This window comes from Rhizobium sp. YJ-22 (assembly GCF_029601685.1).
Taxonomy (GTDB): domain Bacteria; phylum Pseudomonadota; class Alphaproteobacteria; order Rhizobiales; family Rhizobiaceae; genus Metarhizobium.
In genome coordinates this window covers 57,303-74,835 of sequence record NZ_JARRIR010000007.1, presented here as the reverse complement: position 1 = coordinate 74,835, position 17,533 = coordinate 57,303, and the positions used below count along the sequence as shown (strand labels likewise).

General features: G+C 66.0%; 16 protein-coding genes. 7 read left to right on the top strand and 9 right to left on the bottom strand.

Annotated features, from left to right (window positions below; all coding sequences use genetic code 11):
- Positions 1–53: 53 nt before the first annotated feature.
- The 4 genes from fhuB to P7F60_RS17000 form a co-directional block, all read right to left on the bottom strand.
- On the bottom strand, positions 54–2,027 hold the full coding sequence (fhuB, locus tag P7F60_RS17015; protein WP_277918937.1) for a Fe(3+)-hydroxamate ABC transporter permease FhuB: 1,974 nt from the start codon (positions 2,025–2,027) through the stop codon (positions 54–56).
- On the bottom strand, positions 2,024–2,929 hold the full coding sequence (locus P7F60_RS17010; protein ID WP_277918936.1) for an ABC transporter substrate-binding protein: 906 nt from the start codon (positions 2,927–2,929) through the stop codon (positions 2,024–2,026). Before P7F60_RS17010 ends, fhuB begins: the two co-directional genes overlap by 4 nt.
- Complete coding sequence (locus P7F60_RS17005; RefSeq protein WP_277918935.1) at positions 2,919–3,731, bottom strand: ATP-binding cassette domain-containing protein; 813 nt, start codon at positions 3,729–3,731, stop codon at positions 2,919–2,921. The genes P7F60_RS17010 and P7F60_RS17005 overlap by 11 nt, the downstream gene beginning before the upstream one ends.
- Before the next feature lie 102 nt (positions 3,732–3,833).
- On the bottom strand, positions 3,834–4,493 hold the full coding sequence (locus P7F60_RS17000) for a GntR family transcriptional regulator (protein WP_277918934.1): 660 nt from the start codon (positions 4,491–4,493) through the stop codon (positions 3,834–3,836).
- A gap of 241 nt (positions 4,494–4,734) precedes the next feature.
- On the opposite strand from P7F60_RS17000, the gene P7F60_RS16995 reads away from it, so the two are divergent.
- From P7F60_RS16995 to P7F60_RS16975, 5 genes are all read left to right on the top strand, one after another.
- Positions 4,735–6,162, top strand: a complete 1,428-nt coding sequence (locus tag P7F60_RS16995) for a malonyl-CoA decarboxylase (protein WP_277918933.1) — start codon at positions 4,735–4,737, stop codon at positions 6,160–6,162.
- Complete coding sequence (locus P7F60_RS16990; protein WP_277918932.1) at positions 6,159–7,673, top strand: malonyl-CoA synthase; 1,515 nt, start codon at positions 6,159–6,161, stop codon at positions 7,671–7,673. The genes P7F60_RS16995 and P7F60_RS16990 overlap by 4 nt, the downstream gene beginning before the upstream one ends.
- A gap of 300 nt (positions 7,674–7,973) precedes the next feature.
- Positions 7,974–10,136, top strand: coding sequence for a GGDEF and EAL domain-containing protein (locus tag P7F60_RS16985; RefSeq protein ID WP_277918931.1), 2,163 nt, complete (start codon positions 7,974–7,976; stop codon positions 10,134–10,136).
- A 54-nt stretch (positions 10,137–10,190) separates the two neighbouring features.
- Positions 10,191–11,117, top strand: a complete 927-nt coding sequence (locus P7F60_RS16980; RefSeq protein WP_277918930.1) for an SMP-30/gluconolactonase/LRE family protein — start codon at positions 10,191–10,193, stop codon at positions 11,115–11,117.
- Positions 11,118–11,150: 33 nt separating this feature from the next.
- Positions 11,151–11,906 (top strand): SDR family oxidoreductase, encoded by a 756-nt coding sequence (locus tag P7F60_RS16975; protein WP_277918929.1) that lies wholly within the window; start codon positions 11,151–11,153, stop codon positions 11,904–11,906.
- A 158-nt stretch (positions 11,907–12,064) separates the two neighbouring features.
- On the opposite strand, the gene P7F60_RS16970 is transcribed toward P7F60_RS16975, so the two are convergent.
- Together P7F60_RS16970 and P7F60_RS16965 are read right to left on the bottom strand one after the other, a co-directional pair.
- Positions 12,065–12,544, bottom strand: a complete 480-nt coding sequence (locus P7F60_RS16970) for an NUDIX domain-containing protein (RefSeq protein WP_277918928.1) — start codon at positions 12,542–12,544, stop codon at positions 12,065–12,067.
- A 19-nt stretch (positions 12,545–12,563) separates the two neighbouring features.
- Positions 12,564–12,734 carry a hypothetical protein gene (locus P7F60_RS16965; protein WP_277918927.1) on the bottom strand — a complete coding sequence of 57 codons (171 nt, stop codon included), beginning with the start codon at positions 12,732–12,734 and terminating at the stop codon, positions 12,564–12,566.
- A gap of 177 nt (positions 12,735–12,911) precedes the next feature.
- Here P7F60_RS16965 and P7F60_RS16960 point away from each other — a divergent pair, with 177 nt between their 5' ends.
- Positions 12,912–14,057, top strand: a complete 1,146-nt coding sequence (locus P7F60_RS16960) for a PQQ-dependent sugar dehydrogenase (protein ID WP_277918926.1) — start codon at positions 12,912–12,914, stop codon at positions 14,055–14,057.
- A 44-nt stretch (positions 14,058–14,101) separates the two neighbouring features.
- Here P7F60_RS16960 and P7F60_RS16955 read toward each other — a convergent pair whose 3' ends face one another.
- Positions 14,102–14,512 (bottom strand): acyl-CoA thioesterase, encoded by a 411-nt coding sequence (locus P7F60_RS16955; protein ID WP_277918925.1) that lies wholly within the window; start codon positions 14,510–14,512, stop codon positions 14,102–14,104.
- A gap of 92 nt (positions 14,513–14,604) precedes the next feature.
- On the opposite strand from P7F60_RS16955, the gene P7F60_RS16950 reads away from it, so the two are divergent.
- Positions 14,605–15,561, top strand: coding sequence for a LysR family transcriptional regulator (locus P7F60_RS16950; RefSeq protein ID WP_277918924.1), 957 nt, complete (start codon positions 14,605–14,607; stop codon positions 15,559–15,561).
- Here the strand turns inward: P7F60_RS16950 and P7F60_RS16945 are convergent.
- Together P7F60_RS16945 and P7F60_RS16940 are read right to left on the bottom strand one after the other, a co-directional pair.
- Positions 15,558–16,586 carry a histone deacetylase family protein gene (locus P7F60_RS16945; protein ID WP_277918923.1) on the bottom strand — a complete coding sequence of 343 codons (1,029 nt, stop codon included), beginning with the start codon at positions 16,584–16,586 and terminating at the stop codon, positions 15,558–15,560. The genes P7F60_RS16950 and P7F60_RS16945 overlap by 4 nt on opposite strands.
- A gap of 12 nt (positions 16,587–16,598) precedes the next feature.
- Positions 16,599–17,528, bottom strand: coding sequence for a 3-keto-5-aminohexanoate cleavage protein (locus P7F60_RS16940; RefSeq protein WP_277918922.1), 930 nt, complete (start codon positions 17,526–17,528; stop codon positions 16,599–16,601).
- Positions 17,529–17,533 lie beyond the last annotated feature (5 nt).

Below are 17,533 nucleotides of genomic sequence, written 5' to 3'. Positions count from 1 at the left end.
CTTCGGTGAAAACAAAACGCGCAAATCGCCAAAGCGTTCGCCGGCAGCGGGAATCACGCCTTCCGCCGCAACATCAGCATCAGGAAGGGCGCGCCGATCAGCGCCGAGACGAGGCCGGCGGGGATCTGGTAGGGATGGGCGAGCGCGCGCCCGGCCCAATCGGCCAGCACCATCAAGCCGCCGCCGAAGGCCGCAGCCGCGATCATCTGCGGGCGGGCGCGGATAAAACCGGCCTCGCGCGCCAGATGCGGCGCCATCAGCCCGATGAAGCTGAGCGGCCCGACGCTCAACGTCGCCGCAGCACTCAGGAGACCGGCAAGGCCGAACAGCATCAGCCGCGCAAGCGTCAGCGGCAGACCGAGCGCCGTGGCGGCGGAAGACCCGAGCGGCAGGATATCGAGCCAGCGGCGCGCCGAGACCGCAACGCCGATCAGCACCGCCGTGACGATGGCGACGGCGCCGGCCGTGGCGGCATCGACATTATAGGTGGAGCCGCTCATCCAGCGCATCAGGAAGATCGCCCGCGGATCGCCGGTCGCCGAGAGAATGCCGACCACCGCATCGACCATGGCGCCAAGCGCGATGCCGGCCAGCAGCACCCGCTCCGGCGCAAGGCCGCTGCGCAGGCCCATGAGAAAGATGATCGCCAGCACGCCGAGCGAACCGAGCGCGGCAAAGCCGAGCTGCGCCGAAAGCCCGGGCGTAGCGACCATGAAGACGGCGACGACGACGCCGAAGGTAGCCCCTGCGCTGATGCCGAGCACTTCCGGGCTTGCCATCTCGTTGCCGGTGAGGCGTTGCAGGACGGTGCCGGCCACCGCCAGCGCCGCCCCGGAAGCGAGCGCCGCAAACACCTTTGGCGCCCTGAGCGACAGGATGTCGTTCGCCGCGCGCGGATCGAGCCACGTCCAGCCGCCGTCCAGTCCGCGGCCAAGCAGCAGGCCTATCGCCAGTGCGAGGAGAAGGGCGAGCAGTACCGGCAGCGCCAGCCGGCGATCGAGGCCGCGCCGCCTGATCCGCCGGCGGGGCGCCTCGACGCCGCGATGGCGGATTTTCAGGCGCGGCAGCAGAAGCAGCAGCAGTGGCGAGCCGAAAATGGCGGTGACGGCGCCGGTCGGCAGGAAATCCGAGAAGGCGCCGGCGAAATATTGCACGGCCCCGTCCGCCAGCCACAGCAGCGCCGCGCCGATCAGGCTCGACCACACCAGCAATTCGCGCGGACGATGGGCGCCGGCCAGCCGCGCCAGGGTCGGCGCGACGAGGCCGACGAAGCCGATGACGCCGACGGCACTGGTGACGAAAGCGGCGAGCGCCACCGCCGCCGCCACGGCGACGAAACGCAATTGCGCCACGGAGACGCCGAGGGACGACGCCCCGCTCTCCCCGAGATCGAGCAGCGACAGCGGCCGCATCAGCAGGCCCGCGACCAGCGCCACCGCGCCGAGCTTCGGCACTAACGACAGCGGAATATCCCAGCTCTGCTGCGACAGCGAGCCTGCGCCCCAGATGAACAGGCTGACGAGGTAACGCTCGTTGAGCAGCAGCAGCACCGCCGAAAACGCCCCGCACCACAACCCGACCACCAGCCCCGACAGCACCAGCGAAAACGGCGAGAAGCCACGCCGCGCGCCGATGGCAAAGACGACGCCGGCCGCAAGCGCGCTGCCAGCGAGCGCCACCAGATCGCGCCCGAAGCCGAGCAGCGCCGGGAAGAACAGCGTCGCCACCGCCAGCGCCAGATTGGCTCCGGCCGAAATCCCGAGCGTCGTCGGCGAGGCCAGCGGATTGCGCAGCACCTGCTGGAACAGCGCCCCTGAAAGCGCCAGCGCCGCGCCGGCCAGCAGTGCCGTCGCCATGCGCGGCAGCGTCGCATAAAGCAGCACCATGCGGGCGATGTCATAACCTTCGGCGGGCGCGGCCCGCAGCGCCGGGCCGACCTGCAGCCAGGCGACCAGTGCGGCGATGACGGCGAGCGCCGCCGCGATGGCCGCCGGGCCGGCGTGATGGCCGAGACGGGCGGTCGTCATGCGCTTTCCTCCAGCCGCGCGGTCATCAGCCGGGCAAAGCGCATGGCCTCGTTGACCATGCCGAACAGCAGCGCGCCGGGCAGAACGGCGAAATGGCCGGGCCGGGCAAAGGGCAAGGCCTGCCAGAGCGGGCTTCGCGCCAGTTTCGGCAGGACATCGCCGGGTACCGGCTCGAAGGCGATCAACAGGGCGTCGGGATCGGTGATCTGCGCCAGTGTCTCGATGCCGACAATTTCGAAGCCCCAATAATTGGCCGCGCCCGTCCAGGCATTGGCGAGGCCGATGCGGGTCAGCACCGCGTCATAAAGGCCGGGAGCGCCGAAGATGCGCACATGCCGGGCATCCATGAAATTGACCAACGCCAGCGACGGGCGCGGCCTGCGGGCAAGGCGGGCGCGGCATTCGTCGAAGAAGGCGTCCGCCTTTGCGAGAAAGCGCTCGGCTTCCGCCTCCCGGCCGATCTCCGCCGCCAGCCGGCGCGTCGCCGCAATCACCGAGGGCAGGATGGCGCCGCCATCCGGGCGATAGGTTTCGAGGCGCAGCACCTTGCCGACGCCTTGCAGGCGCGGCAGCGAAGCATCGAGATAGGGCGTGGTCAGGATCAGGTCGGGCTTCAGCGCCGTGAGGATCTCGAGATTGATCTCCCAGGAACTGCCGAGATCGATGACGCTTTCCGGCATTGCCGGCTCGATCACCCATTTGCCCCAATCCGCCAGCGAGGCGACGGCGGCCGGGACGATGCCGAGCGACAGGAGCGTGGAGGCGAGGCCGTAATCGAGGCTGACGATTTTTGGGCTATCCGCAATAGCCGGGACCGGCAGCGACAGCAGCGCCATCGCGCCCGCCCCTTGCAGCAGGCGGCGGCGGGCAAGGATCGCCCCGGCAAGCCGGTCAGGAGACATAGGCGAGCGACAGATCAAGCGAGGGATGCGGCATGACGTCCATGGCGATGCCGTAGATCTCGCGCAGCGTCTCGCCGCGCATGATGGCGGCGGGGCGGCCGCTGGCGGCGACGACGCCCTGCCTTAGCGCATGGATGCCATCGCAGAAGCGGGCGGCCATGTTGATGTCGTGCAGGACGATGACGACGCTCAAGCCCTTTTCATGCGAGAGGCGGCGCACCAGCGACAGCACCTCCATCTGGTGGGCGATATCGAGCGCCGAGGTGGGCTCGTCGAGCAGCAGGCATTTGCTGTCCTGCGCCACCAGCATGGCGATCCAGGCGCGCTGGCGCTCGCCACCGGACAGCGTTTCGACGAGGCGGTCGGCGAAGGGTTCGAGATGGGTGAGCGCCAGGGCCTCCTCCACCTTCTGCCGGTCCCCGGCGGTGAAGCGGCCGAGCGCGCCATGCCAGGGATAACGCCCGCAGGCGACCAGCTCGCGCACGGTCATGCCGGCACCCGTGCTGACATCCTGCGGCAGATAGGCGACGTTGCGGGCGAATTCCCGGGATTCGAGGCTGGAGACGGAACGTGTGTCGAACAGCACGTTTCCTGCCGTTTGCGGCACCTGCCGCGCCATGATCTTCAAGAGCGAGGATTTGCCCGAGCCGTTATGGCCGACCAGCGCGGTGATCTCGCCGCCCGGAAAATCGAGGGTGACGTCGTCCAGAATTTTGCGCCCGCCGATATCGAGGCGGATGTTTTCGACGCGAAAGGCGCCGGACCGCTGGGCGGCGGCGGGCCGGGTCTGGTCTTGGCACATCGGCGGGCTCCTCGACAATGGGTTTTTCTGGAAAACTCGGAAGCCTGCTCCTACTAAATATGATATTTTGCTTCAACTATTAAATCGAGGGAAGAGCGGCGTCTATTCCGCCGCCGCGCGGCTGAGCGTCGCGATCAGGTCCGCAAAACGCTCGCCCTGGACGACGACATGCGCATAGGCGCGCTCCGCCGCCAGCGCACTGTCGCCCAGGAGCAGCGCCTCGACGATGCCCTCATGCTCGGCCAGCGACACCCCCATGCGGTTGCGCACCCGCAATTGCAGCCGGCGGAAGGGGGCCAGCCGCCGGTGCAGCGCCATCGCCTGCTCGCCGATGAAGCCATTGCCGCCGGCGCGGTAGATGGCGCGGTGGAAGCGCTCGTTTTCGTAGTAATAGGTGTCGGTATCGCCGGCTTGCGCCGCCGCGCGGCAAGCGGCCATGGCCTGCTTGAGTTCGGTCTCGTCGCTGGCCAGCAGCCGCCGCGCCGCCAGCCGGGCGCAGATCGCCTCGAACTCGGCCATCAGCTCGAACATCTCCAGCAATTGCCGCGGTTCCGGGGCGCTGACGATGGCCCCCTTGTGGCGCCGATGCTCGACAAGGCCCGATATCGCCAGTTGCTGCAAGGCTTCGCGGATGGGGGTACGCGACACGCCAAAACGCTCGGCCAGCGACACCTCGTCCAGCCGCTCGCCCGGCCGCAGCAGGCCGGTGGCGATGTCTTCCTCGATCTGTGCCCGCAGGCGATTGGATTGGCTGTCGCTCATGGCAGGCATCTTGCGCGGATTGTGCCTAAACTTCAAGGCTTACGATGCACATCCGCATGAATTGCATACAATATTATTGACATTGTTTTCAAACGATGGGACTCTGCCAAACAACGATAGGGCGGACCTGTCGCCCTTTTCCGTGCGCGCCACAACACCATGGTCACATGGCGATACGCAAATGCAATGTCCCGCGACGCGATGGCTTCCGCCTTCTCGCCGCACTTCGAAGGAGACCGCGATGAACACGACATCCTTCTTCAGCGACATGCTGCAAACCATTGCCGAACAGGGCAAGCGCTTCCTTTCGCGCGCACCGGTCGCCGCCGACGTTTCGCCGGCTGAACGGTTGGGGGCGCTGTGCGAGGCGCTGCTTTCCAGCCGCGGCGAGGCCTCGGGCGTGGCGCTGGCCCAGGATATCCTCGACCGATGGCAGGCGTGCGACGCCGCCGGGAAGCGTGATTTCATGCACCTGCTGCTCGATCGCTTCGGCCCCTCCACCGACCGCGTCGAGGCGGCGATCGCCGCCTATCAGGCGCAACCGGGCGCCGGCGCGCTGCTGGAACTGCACAATGCCGCCGAGCCGCGCCGGCAGGAGCTGCTGCGCCGCCTGAACCTGGCGCCGAATGGCATTTCCACCCTGGTGCGGATGCGCGAAACCCTGCTGCAATTGAAGGCGAAAGAAAGCGATCTCGAAGCCGTCGATGCCGATTTCGCCCATCTCTTCGCCTCCTGGTTCAATCGCGGCTTCCTGGTGCTCCGGGCGATCAACTGGTCGACGCCGGCCAATATTCTCGAAAAAATCATCCGCTACGAGGCCGTCCACCATATCGACGGCTGGGACGAGTTGCGCCGCCGGCTGGAGCCGGAGGACCGGCGCTGCTTCGCCTTCTTCCATCCGCAGCTTCCCGACGATCCCCTGATATTCGTCGAGGTGGCGCTGACCGCCGACATCCCCGCCAGCATCGACGACCTGTTGCGCGAGGATCGCGCCGGTATCCATGCCCGCGACGCCGCCTGCGCGGTGTTCTATTCGATCTCGAACTGCCAGGACGGCTTGCGCGGCATTTCCTTCGGTAATTTCCTGATCAAGCAGGTAGTCGAGGATCTCAAGCGCGAGCTGCCGAAACTCTCGACCTTCGTCACCCTGTCGCCGGTGCCGGGCTTTGCCGCTTGGCTGGCGCGCGAGCGCGACGGCGTGCTCGCCGAGTTCCTGTCCGAGGCGGAACGCGACGCGCTCAACGCGCTGGAACGGAAGGACTGGGCCGAGGATGCGGAAACCGCCGCCGCCCTCCAGCCCGCTCTGATGACCGCCGCCGCCTGGTACTTCTTGAAAGCGCGGACCGCCAATGGCCGGCTGGTCGATCCGGTCGGGCGCTTCCATCTCGGCAACGGCGCGCGGCTGGAACGCATCAATTTCCTCGGCGACCGCTCCGCCCGCGCCATGCGCCAGGCCCATGGGCTGATGGTCAATTATCTTTACAAACTCGATGAAATCGAGACCAATCACGAGGCCTTTGCCGGCCGCGCCAAAGTGGTGACCACGCCGGCGATCCGGCAGATGCTCGCCGCCGGCCGCAACGGGCGCGGTCTCGGCGCCTTCACCGCATCCACCGCCGCCAAGCGGGACACGACAAAGAATAAGGCCAAAAGGGAGACGACCCCATGAGCAACCATCTTTTCGACGCGATCCGCGCCGCCGCCGACCCTGAGGCACCGTTCATCGAGACGGCCGACGGCCGGCGATGGACCTATGGCGACATGCTCGGCCTCTCCGGCCAGTTGGCCGGCGCGCTCGCAGCCCTTGGCGTCACCCCCGGTGATCGCGTCGCCGTACAGGTCGAAAAGAGCCCGGAAGCCCTGATGCTCTATCTCGCCTGCGCGCGTGCAGGGGCCGTCTATCTGCCGCTCAACACCGCCTATACACTGGCCGAACTGGATTATTTCATCGGCGACGCCGAGCCGCGCCTGGTGGTCGTCGCGCCGAAATCGCGCGACGGGGTGTCCGCCATCGCCGAAAAATACGGCGCCCGCGTCGAGACGCTGGACGATGCCGGCGGCGGCTCTCTGCTCGATCTCGCCCGCACGCAAAATGCCGAATTTACCGATGTGAAACGCGGCCCGGACGATCTCGCCGCCATCCTCTACACATCGGGCACCACCGGCCGCTCCAAGGGCGCGATGCTGAGCCATGACAACCTGCTCTCCAACGCCGCGACGCTGCGCGACCATTGGCGCTTCACCAGCGCCGACAAGCTGATCCACGCCCTGCCGATCTTCCACACCCACGGCCTGTTCGTTGCCTCGAACGTGACGCTGCTCTCCGGCGCCTCGATGATCTTCCTGTCGAAATTCGATGCCGACGAGGCGCTGCGGCTGATGCAGACCGCCACGGCGCTGATGGGCGTGCCGACCTTCTATGTCCGCCTCGTCCAGCATCCCGGCCTGACACGCGAGGCGACGGCGAAGATGCGGCTGTTCGTCTCCGGCTCGGCGCCGCTGCTCTCCGAAACCCATCGCAGCTTCTCGGAAAAAACCGGCCATGCCATCCTCGAACGCTACGGCATGACCGAAACCAACATGAACACCTCCAACCCCTATGACGGCGACCGCATCGCCGGCACCGTCGGCTTTCCGTTGCCGGGCGTCTCCGTGCGCGTCACCGATCCCGACAGCGGCACCCCGGTCGCCGATGGCGAGACCGGCATGATCGAGGTCAAGGGCCCGAATGTCTTCAAGGGCTACTGGCGGATGCCGGAAAAGACGGCGGCCGAATTCCGCGCCGACGGCTTCTTCATCACCGGCGACCTCGGCAAGATCGACGAGCGCGGCTATGTCCATATCGTCGGACGCGGCAAGGATCTGGTGATTTCCGGCGGCTACAACATCTATCCCAAGGAAGTGGAGACCGAGATCGACGCCATGCCCGGCGTCGTCGAAAGCGCCGTCATCGGCGTGCCGCATCCCGATTTCGGCGAGGGCGTCACCGCTGTCGTCGTGCGCGAAAAGGGCGCGGATCTCACCGAGAAGGGCGTGCTCGACGGCCTGAAGGACCGGCTCGCCCGCTACAAGCAGCCCAAGCGCGTCCTCTTCGTCGACGACCTGCCGCGCAACACCATGGGCAAGGTGCAGAAGAACATCCTGCGTCAGACCTATGGCGATCTCTACGCCGGGAAATAACCCTCCCGGCCCTGCAAACCGCGCGACGCCGGCAGTCCCCGGCCGGCGTCTCCGGCGCATTCGTCCGTCTCGTTTCCGGGCGCTGGCGGACGGATGCAGTTGATTTTCGTCAAGCTCTTAAATGTTCCTTATCCCTCGGGTTGTATAGGCTTGAACAACGACGGACGGATCGCCCTGATCGGCAGCGGTCTCCCCGGCTGCATCTTGAGGTTTGGCGCCTCGGCATAGACAGTGAAGCATTCCACACGCGGAATGGCGAAGGAAGCCCCGGCTTGCCTGACGGACTCTATGGGGAACAGCATGATGCTCGAAAGGCAGGCCGAATGCGGCGATGCGAGGGACGGCACGGCCGCGCCGCGTGCCGCCTTGCCGGAGGCGTCCATGCAGCCCGATCCGCCGGCCTTGCGCCTTGCCGGCCGGTTCGACTGGCTGGAGGCGATGATCAATCACGTTCCCGATTTCATCTATGCCAAGGACCGCTCGGGACGTTTCCTCTTCGCCAACCAGGCGATCGTCAATGCCAACGGCCTGTCTTGCGTCGAGGATCTGATCGGCCTCACCGATACCGACCTGCACGGCAAGGCTGCCGCCGACGCCAAGATCGCCGAAATCGAGCAGCGGGTGATGGAGACCGGCGAGCCCGACCTCGGCTATGAGGAGCGGGCGTTGCGCGGCGGCCCGGATCGCTGGCTGATGATGTCGCGCGTGCCGCTGCGCGACAAGGACGGCAACGTCATCGGCGTCGTCGGCGCCTCCCGCGACATCACCGCGCGCAAGGGCTCCGAGCGGCTGATGCGCGCCCAGGCCCGCATTCTCGAAATGATCGTCGGCAGCGTGCCGCTTCCCGCTTTTTTCGATGAATTCGCCGGCCTGCTCGAAGGGCTCGCGACCGGCGCCCGCGCCTGCATCCGCATCGAGGCCCGCGAGTGCGGGCAGCCGTTCCAGTCCGGCTCCCTGGCGCTGTCCGAGCCGGAAAGCGACGGCTGTCTCCAGCTTCCCATTCCCGCCGCCGATGGCGGCACGCATGGCGCGATCGGCTTTTCGATGCCAGAGGAGCGGCTGGATCGCAACCTCGGCGAATTCATCGCCGTCGCCGCGCGCATGGCCGGCATCGCCATCGATCGCTGGCGAGCGGAGGAGCGCATCCGTTTCCTCGCCGAACACGACGCCCTGACCGGCCTGCCCAATCGCGGCTTCCTCGAGAGACGGCTGGCGTCTCTCCTGCGGGAGGCGGAGGCTGCCGGCCGCCACATCGCCATCGGGTTCCTCGATCTCGACAATTTCAAGCTGATCAACGATACGCAGGGCCACGGCACCGGCGATGCCCTGCTGAAGACGGTCGCCGCCCGGCTTTCCGCCGCCATCGGCCCGGATGGGCTGGTGGCGCGCATCGGCGGCGACGAGTTCATCCTCGTGTTGCAGGGCGACAGTGACGGTTTCGAGCCGCGCCTGCAAGATATCCGCCGGCTGATCGGCCAGCCGGTGACGCTCGACACCATCGACCTGCATGTGACCTGCAGCATCGGCATGGCCTATTTCCCGACCCATGGCGCCACGGCCTGCGAGTTGCTGGCGGCGGCGGACATGGCGATGTACCGGGTAAAGGACAGCGGCCGCAACGACCTGCAGATCTTCTCGCCCCGGCTTGCCGCCGAGGCCCGCCGCCGCCTCGCCCGCGCCGAGGAATTGCGCCGGGCGCTGAAGCGCGACGAATTCATCCTGCATTATCAGCCGCAATACAATCTGGCGACCGGCGAGATGACCGGCGTCGAGGCGCTGGTGCGCTGGATGCACCCGCGTGAAGGCCTCGTCCAGCCGAATGATTTCATTCCGCTGGCCGAGGAAATCGGCATCATCGTCGAACTTGGGGCCGCCGTCCTGAAAATGGCCTGCCGCGACGGCAGGCGCTGGCAGGACAAGGGCCTGCCTCCCATCCGCATCGGCGTCAACATGTCGGCCCGGCAGTTCCGCGATCAGTCGATGACGGCCCAGGTCGCGTCCACCCTTGCCGAAACCGGGCTGGAACCGCGCCGCCTCGAAATCGAGCTGACGGAAAGCCTGATCATGACCGATATCGCCGCCTCGGTGAAGGCGATGCGGGCCCTGACCGGCATGGGCATCCAGCTTGCGCTCGACGATTTCGGCACGGGCTATTCCAGCCTCGCGACGCTGAAATCCTTCCCGCTGACGCGGCTGAAGATCGACAAGTCCTTCATCGAGCATGTGCCGGAGGATGGCCAGGACGCGGCGATCCTGTCGGCGATCGTCAATCTCAGCCGCAGCCTCGATCTCGACGTGGTCGCCGAGGGCGTGGAATCGCGCCGGCAGCTTGATTTCCTGCGCCAGGCCGGCTGCCACCACGCCCAGGGCCATTTCTTCTCGACCGCCGTGCCCGCCGGCATCATCGAGCGCATCCTTGGCGGCGAGGACGAGCAACCGCCGGCGCTTGCCGTCAACGCCTGATCCCGATACCAAAGGCGATGGCGCTTCGCGCCGCCCTTGCGTGAGGAGGCAAGCGTGATCGGACATGTGGAAGGCACCGGCTTCGAGACCCTCGATCCGCGGTTCAAGGCCTGTTTCGTCGGCCATGAGAAGGTGGAACGGCTGTGGACGGGCGGCCGCTGGCTGGAAGGCCCCGCCTGGTTCGCGCCCGGCCGCTACCTCGTCTTCTCCGATATCCCCAACAACCGCATGTTGCGCCATGACGACACCAATGGCGCCGTCTCCGTCTTCCGCCAGCCTTCGAACAACGCCAACGGCAATACCGTCGACAACCAGGGACGGCTGGTGACCTGCGAGCACCTCACCCGACGTGTCACCCGCACCGACTTCGACGGCTCCATTTCCGTTCTGGCGGACAGTTTCGACGGCAGGCGGCTGAATTCGCCCAACGATGTCGTCGTCAAGTCGGACGGAACCGTGTGGTTTACCGATCCGCCCTACGGCATTCTCTCGGATTACGAAGGCGATTACGCAGAGCAGGAAATCGGCGGCTGCCACGTTTATCGTCACGATCCGGCGACCGGCGAAACCATCGCCGTCGCCACCGATTTCGACAAGCCGAACGGCCTCGCCTTCTCTCCCGACGAAAGCCTGCTCTACATCGCCGACACCGGCGGCTCGCATCGCGACGACGGTCCGCGCCACATCCGCCGCTTCGCCGTCCGTGACGGCAACAGGCTGGAAGATCGCGGCGTCTTCGCCGTCTGCACGCAAGGCCTGTTCGACGGCTTCCGCATCGACCGCGCCGGCCGCATCTGGACCAGCGCCGGCGACGGCGTGCATTGCTACGACCCCGACGGCACGCTGATCGGCAAGATCCGCCTGCCGGAACTGGTCTCCAACCTCACCTTCGGCGGCGAAAAACGCAACCGCCTGTTCATCACCGCCACCACATCCCTCTACGCCGTCCATCTTACCACCAATGGCGTGAAGCTTGGCTAGAGCATTTCCCCGACACACTCCCGCAGAGGAATTATGAGCATCCGATTGTTCGACCTCACCGGCAAGCGCGCTCTCGTCACCGGCTCCTCGCAGGGCATCGGCCTGGCCCTGGCGCGCGGTCTGGCCGAAGCCGGCGCCGAGGTCATCCTCAACGGCCGCGACGAAACCAGGCTGGAGGCCGCCGCCCGGGACCTTGCCGGTGCGCATATCCTCGCCTTCGACGCCACCGATCACCAGGCCGTCCGCCAGACGGTCGATCGCTTCGAAGCCGAAACCGGCGCGATCGACATCCTCGTCAACAACGCCGGCATCCAGCACCGCGCGCCGCTCGAAGACTTTCCCGCCGACGCCTTCGAAAACCTGCTGAAGGCCAATATTTCCAGCGTCTTCAATGTCGGCCAGGCCGTCGCACGCCATATGATCAGGCGCGGCGCCGGCAAGATCGTCAACATCGCCAGCGTCCAGACCGCGCTTGCCCGCCCCGGCATCGCGCCCTACACCGCGACCAAGGGCGCCGTCGGCAACCTCACCAAAGGCATGGCCGCCGACTGGGCGAAATACGGCCTGCAATGCAACGCCATCGCCCCCGGCTACTTCGCCACGCCGCTGAACGCCGCGCTCGTCGCCGACGAGAATTTTTCCGCCTGGCTCGAAAAACGCACCCCCGCCGGCCGCTGGGGCAAAGTCGAAGAACTGACCGGCGCCTGCATCTTCCTCGCCTCCCATGCGTCGTCTTTCGTCAACGGCCATATTCTGTACGTCGACGGCGGCATCACCGCCGCGCTCTAGAAGCATTTCCAGCAAAAGTGCGAAGCGGTTTTGCGGTCGGAAATGCGTCAAAACAAATGGCTAGATCCGGCGCCGCAAGGGCCCGAGGCGGGCACCCGTTTCGAAACTGCTCGTCACTTCCGATCTCGAAATACGGCGCATGACCGCCCTCGGCGCGATCATTCCGGTTCTTCCGCATCAAGTTGCGCCTTCAGGGCGGTCAGCATCGGCCGCTGCCCTTTGTGCATCTTGATCGCGGCTTGCGCGATGGTGAACCATGCCGCCCTGTCGACCTCGGGATATGTCTGACGCCGTCCCGATCCGGGTGGCCACTCCATCTCGAATTCGTTGCTTTTGATCCTGTCGACGGTCACGGAGGGATCGGCTTTCACAGACCAGACGGCGATGATCTTGCCGCCCGGCTGGCGGAATTCGCCCAAGGGTGAAAAGGCGCCCTGGATGACGATGCCGATTTCCTCCTGCGTTTCGCGCAATGCCGCCGAAAATTCATCCTCCCCGCCATCGACGAGACCCTTGGGGATCGACCACGCCGCTTCATCCTTCCTAGCCCAGAAGGGACCGCCCGGATGGACAAGCAGAAGCTGCGGCTCACCCGCCATCCAGCGATAGATCATCAGGCCGGCGCTGCGGACAGGCATGGCGGAGGCTCCTTTAGCGCTACGGCCGGAGGCAATCGTCGCAGATGCCGCAGCCGTCATCGTCCATCGATTGTCGCTCGCGCTGACAGCACAGGCAAGCCATCTTGCCGCCGCCTCGTCCTGCGGCCCTCTCCGGCGGCAGGATTTCAACCGTATCGTCGAACAAACTATGCGTGATCGGTCCCGCCATCGGCGTGCGCTCCATCCGGGTTCAGCCGCATCAGATAGGAACGGCGCCCGCCAATGCAATGGCAAGGCCGGGGAATTGCCACCTGACCATGGCCGCCGCCTCCCCTATATTGTCGATAACCGGCCGATGAGCCGCATCAGCGCGGCATTCGGAAATCGGCCTCATACCGGAGGCATCATGGCTCGACGCAAAGCAGGACTGTTATTCACGGCGCTGATATCGGCGCTCATTGCCCATGGCGCCGCGCAGGCGCAAAGCATCAATGCCGGCAAGCGACCGGCGAGCGCCAAAACGCCTTTCGCCGTAGAGGCTATCGCTAGGTTCGATACGCCCTGGGCCATCGCGTTCCTGCCGGACGGCCGGATGCTCGTCACCGAAAAGCCCGGCCGGATCTTCCTCGTCGGACAGGATGGACGCAAGGTGAAACTCGCCAAGGTGCCCGAGGTCGCCGCTTCCGGCCAGAACGGCATGCTCGACATCGCCGTCGCACCGGATTTTTCCACCAGCTCGACCATCTATTTCACCTCTGTCGAGCCGGCCGGCGGCGGCCGTCTGGTGCTGTCGCGCGCCAGGCTGCGGGAGGACGGCGGCAATGCGTCGCTTGCCGATACCGAGGTGATCTGGCGGCAAAGGCCGGGCGGCGGCGGCGGGCAACCGGGCGGCATCATCGCGTTCGACGCACAGGGAAAACATCTGTTTCTCACGGTCGGCGATCGCATGCGGCCCGCGAGCGCGCAGGATCCCGATCAGGCCCGCGGCAAGCTGCTGAGGCTCACGCTCGACGGCGGCACGCCATCGGACAATCCGCACGCCGCCGAAGGCGGCATCAGGGCCGAGACATGGACGGCCGGCCATCGCAACCCCTACGGCCTCGCCTTCGCCCCCGATGGCCGCCTCTGGCTGCATGAAATGGGGCCGCGCGGCGGCGACGAACTGAACCTGATCGAACCGGGCCGGAATTATGGCTGGCCGCTCGTTTCCAACGGCGACGAATATAGCGGCGCGCCGATCCCCGATCATGACACGCGGCCGGAATTCGCCGCCCCGGCCGTCTACTGGACACCGGTCATCGCCCCGGCCGGCCTTGCCTTCTATGAAGGCCCGATGTTTGCGCAATGGCGTGGCTCGGCCTTGATCGGCGGCCTCGCGGCTCGCGCGCTCGTTCGCATAGGCTTCGATGCGAACGGCCGACCCGACGAGGCCGAGCGCTGGAAAATGGGCGCCCGCATCCGCGATGTCGCGATCGCTCCCGACGGTGCGGTCTGGCTCGTCGAAGACGCCAACCCCGGCCGCCTCCTGCGCCTGACGCCGAAAGCGCCGTGACGCGCAAAAGCATGGCGTGTCGCTGCCCTCGTGCTGATCCCGGATCAGATCATGTGCTCGGCCGCGCCACGCAGGATCGCCTCCGGCAAGGCTCGCGATTGCCGCGCTGCAAGATCGAAATAGACGGTCACCGCGAGCAGTTCGGCGCAGAGGCCGCCATCGGCCTTGCTGGTGAGGCGATGACGGGCCGTGAGCGAGGTGTTGCCGATCCTGACGATGCCGCTGCGGATTTCGAACAGGCTGCCGACCGGCAATTCCCTGCGGAAGTCGATTTCATACCGGCGGTCCGCCCAGCCTTCGCGGCGCTCCTCGATCCAGGACGGGCAATAGCCGGCCGCCGCCACGAGATGCCAGGATGCCTGATCGAAGGCGGCGATATAATATTGCACGTTCATGTGTCCCATCGCATCGCATTGAGCTGGATAGACGACACCCTGATAGGTCAGCAATTCCACGACGAATCTCCTTTGTCCGGTCGAGAGCTTAAAGGACGACACGCTCTGTGCAATAGTGGCGACCCGAAGCATGAATTTGGGGAATGATGCGGATGGCACGCCAAAGACGCCGTTTCGTCTGGGAAATCGACTGGAACCTGCTGAGAACCTTCATGGTCATCGTGCAGGAGCGCGGGCTGACGGCGGCGGGCGAAAAATTGTCGTTGAAACAGCCGACCGTCAGCAATGCGCTGAAGCGGCTGGAAATCCATATGGATTGCCGGCTCATCGAGCGCAACGCGTCGCATTTCGCGGTCACGCCGGCCGGGCAGCGGCTGTTCAACGAATGCGTCGCGCTGTTCGAGATCGTCTCCGGCCTGCCACAGCACATGGAGGAGCAGCCCGGCGATCTCACCGGCCATATCGAGATCGCGCTTGCCAGCCATGTCGTCTGCCCGTTCCTCGACGAGGTGCTGGCCGGTTTCCACACGAATTTTCCGCAGGTGACGCTGTCGCTGTCCGTCGCCTCCAGCCAGGAGGTGATGGCGGCGGTGCTCAACCGCGATGCCGGTTTCGGCGTCTGCCTGATGCAGGAGCGGCATCCGAAGCTCGAATACGATCTGCTCTACCGGGAAAGTTTCGGCTATTTCTGCGGCGCGCGCCATCCGCTGTTCGGCGTGGCGGACCTGCCGTTGCAGGCTTTGCGGCAGGAACCCTACGTCTCCTTCAAGACGGACCAGATGTCCGGCGCGCTCTGGCCGGTCGCACTGCTGCGCCAGCAGCAGGGTTTCGAAGGCCAGACGGTCGGCACCTCCTCGCATCTGGAGGAGGTCAAGCGGCTGATCATCGCCGGCTTCGGTTTCGGGCCGCTGCCGATCCATGTGGTGGAGGAGGACGTGCGCGCCGGCCGCCTCTGGCGCCTGCCGCCCTACCACGATCCGCCTGTCATCGACGTCCATCTCGTCTATGACCGCGCCGCCCGCCGCAACCGCGCCGAAACGATCCTGCTCACCGAACTGCGCAAGGCGATCGACACGATCCCGTTCGAACAGCGAACCTATCCCGGCTAGAGCATTTTCGCGCCAAAACCGTTGAGGAAGGATGTCAGGTTGTCGCCGAGTTCTTCGCAGAGATAGCCGCCCTCCTGCACGATGACCGTCGGCAGGCGGAGCCGGCCGATGGCCTCGGCGATACGCGCAAAACCAGGAGTCGAGACCGAAAGGCCGCCAAAGGGATCCTTTTCGAAGGCATCGAGGCCGAGCGCCACCACGAGCGCATCCGGCGAGAACGCCTCCACCCTGCGGATGGCGGCGCCGAGCGCTTCCAGATAGACCTCGTCGCCGGATTTGCGCGCCAGCGGCAGATTGAGATTGTAGCCGAGGCCGAGCCCTTCCCCGCGTTCGTCGGCATATCCCCAGAAGAAGGGGTAGAAGCGCACGGGATCGGCATGGATCGAGACCGTCAGCACGTCGGCGCGCGCGTAGAACATGCCTTGCGTGCCGTTGCCGTGATGCAGGTCGACATCAAGGATGGCCACCCGCTTCGCCTGCCCCAGCAAGTGCTGGGCGGCGATGCCGGAATTGTTGAAGAAGCAGAAGCCGCCGGCGACATCGCCGAAGGCATGGTGCCCCGGCGGACGGCAGAGGGCATAGGACCATTTTTCGCCTGCCATCACGGCCTCGGCGGCGGAAACGGCGGTGGATGCGCTCCAGCGGGCGCTTTCGAATGTATGCTCGGAAATCGGGCAGGAGGTATCGGCCATGTGATAGCCGGCCTGTCCGACGGCGGAGGCCGGGTAGCTGCCGTTGCGGGCGATAGGATGGATGTTGGGGATCACCTCGGCCGAGGCGCCGTCGATATGCTGCCAGCGCTCATGGATGCGGCTCAGGAAATCCAGATATTCCGGCGTATGCACGGCGGAGACCGGGGCCAGTCCATGATCCCTGGGACGGACGATCTCCATGCCCGCCGCCCGTGCGCCGGCCAACAGGCGCTCGACGCGTTCCGGCTGCTCCGGGTTCGGCCTCGGCGCGCCGCTCGACAGGAAGAAGCTCGGATCGTGACGCTTCTGTTCTTCGGCAAAATAGGTCTTCATGGTTTTCCCTCTTCAGAATGCGACACGGTCGCCGCCCTTGAGGCCGAGCATGGCGCGCGCCTCCTCCGGCGTCGCCACCTCCAGCGAAAGCCCTTCAAGGATAACGCGGATGCGCCGCACCTGATCGGCGTTGGAGGCGGCAAGCGTGCGGCCATCGAAAAGGCTGTCCTCCAGCCCGACGCGGACGCTGCCGCCCATGGTCGCGGCCATTGATATCATCGGCATCTGCGCCCGCCCGGCGGCGAGCACCGAAAACCGATAATCGTCGCCAAACAGCTTGTCGGCAATGCGTTTCATATGGACGAGATTTTCCGGATCGGCGCCGATGCCGCCGAGCACGCCGAAGACGAATTGCAGGAAAGGCGTGCCGGGAATGAGCCCGCGATCGCGAAAATGGGCGAGCGTATAGAGATGCCCGACATCGTAGCATTCGAACTCGAAACGCGTGCCGCAGCCTTCGCCGAGGCGCGTCAGGATCGCCTCGATATCGGCAAAGGTGTTGCGGAAGATCGTGCCGCGCGTCGCCTCCAGCAGTTCGGGCTCCCAGGTGTGCTGCCAGTCGCGCGGCCGGTCGAGCATCGGGAACAGACCGAAATTCATCGAGCCCATGTTGAGCGAACACATTTCCGGTTCGGCCGCCAGCGCCGCCGCCAGCCGGTCCTCCAGCGTCATGACCGAAGAGCCGCCGGTGGTGATATTGATGACCGCATCGCAGGCCTGCTTGATGACCGGCAGGAAACGCATGAACACCTTCGGGTCGGCCGTGGGCCGGCCGTCGTCGGGATCGCGGGCGTGCAAGTGCAGGATCGAGGCCCCGGCCTCCGCCGCCGCGATGGCCTCGGCGGCGATATCCTCGGGCCTGTAGGGCAGGTGCGGCGACATGGAGGGCGTATGCACCGAGCCCGTCACCGCGCAGGTGATGATGACCTTTTTCGATTTCATCGCCG

What these genes read in the sequence shown, in the direction of transcription:
- P7F60_RS16970 (WP_277918928.1), bottom strand. Translation starts at nt 12,544, where the DNA reads ATGCCTGTCCGCAGCGCCGGCCTGATGATCTATCGCTGGATGGCGGGT.
- P7F60_RS16945 (WP_277918923.1), bottom strand. Translation starts at nt 16,586, where the DNA reads ATGAAGACCTATTTTGCCGAAGAACAGAAGCGTCACGATCCGAGCTTC.
- P7F60_RS16990 (WP_277918932.1), top strand. Translation starts at nt 6,159, where the DNA reads ATGAGCAACCATCTTTTCGACGCGATCCGCGCCGCCGCCGACCCTGAG.
- fhuB (WP_277918937.1), bottom strand. Translation starts at nt 2,027, where the DNA reads ATGACGACCGCCCGTCTCGGCCATCACGCCGGCCCGGCGGCCATCGCG.
- P7F60_RS16960 (WP_277918926.1), top strand. Translation starts at nt 12,912, where the DNA reads ATGGCTCGACGCAAAGCAGGACTGTTATTCACGGCGCTGATATCGGCG.
- P7F60_RS17010 (WP_277918936.1), bottom strand. Translation starts at nt 2,929, where the DNA reads ATGTCTCCTGACCGGCTTGCCGGGGCGATCCTTGCCCGCCGCCGCCTG.
- P7F60_RS16965 (WP_277918927.1), bottom strand. Translation starts at nt 12,734, where the DNA reads ATGGCGGGACCGATCACGCATAGTTTGTTCGACGATACGGTTGAAATC.
- P7F60_RS17000 (WP_277918934.1), bottom strand. Translation starts at nt 4,493, where the DNA reads ATGAGCGACAGCCAATCCAATCGCCTGCGGGCACAGATCGAGGAAGAC.
- P7F60_RS17005 (WP_277918935.1), bottom strand. Translation starts at nt 3,731, where the DNA reads ATGTGCCAAGACCAGACCCGGCCCGCCGCCGCCCAGCGGTCCGGCGCC.
- P7F60_RS16995 (WP_277918933.1), top strand. Translation starts at nt 4,735, where the DNA reads ATGAACACGACATCCTTCTTCAGCGACATGCTGCAAACCATTGCCGAA.
- P7F60_RS16985 (WP_277918931.1), top strand. Translation starts at nt 7,974, where the DNA reads ATGATGCTCGAAAGGCAGGCCGAATGCGGCGATGCGAGGGACGGCACG.
- P7F60_RS16940 (WP_277918922.1), bottom strand. Translation starts at nt 17,528, where the DNA reads ATGAAATCGAAAAAGGTCATCATCACCTGCGCGGTGACGGGCTCGGTG.
- P7F60_RS16950 (WP_277918924.1), top strand. Translation starts at nt 14,605, where the DNA reads ATGGCACGCCAAAGACGCCGTTTCGTCTGGGAAATCGACTGGAACCTG.
- P7F60_RS16975 (WP_277918929.1), top strand. Translation starts at nt 11,151, where the DNA reads ATGAGCATCCGATTGTTCGACCTCACCGGCAAGCGCGCTCTCGTCACC.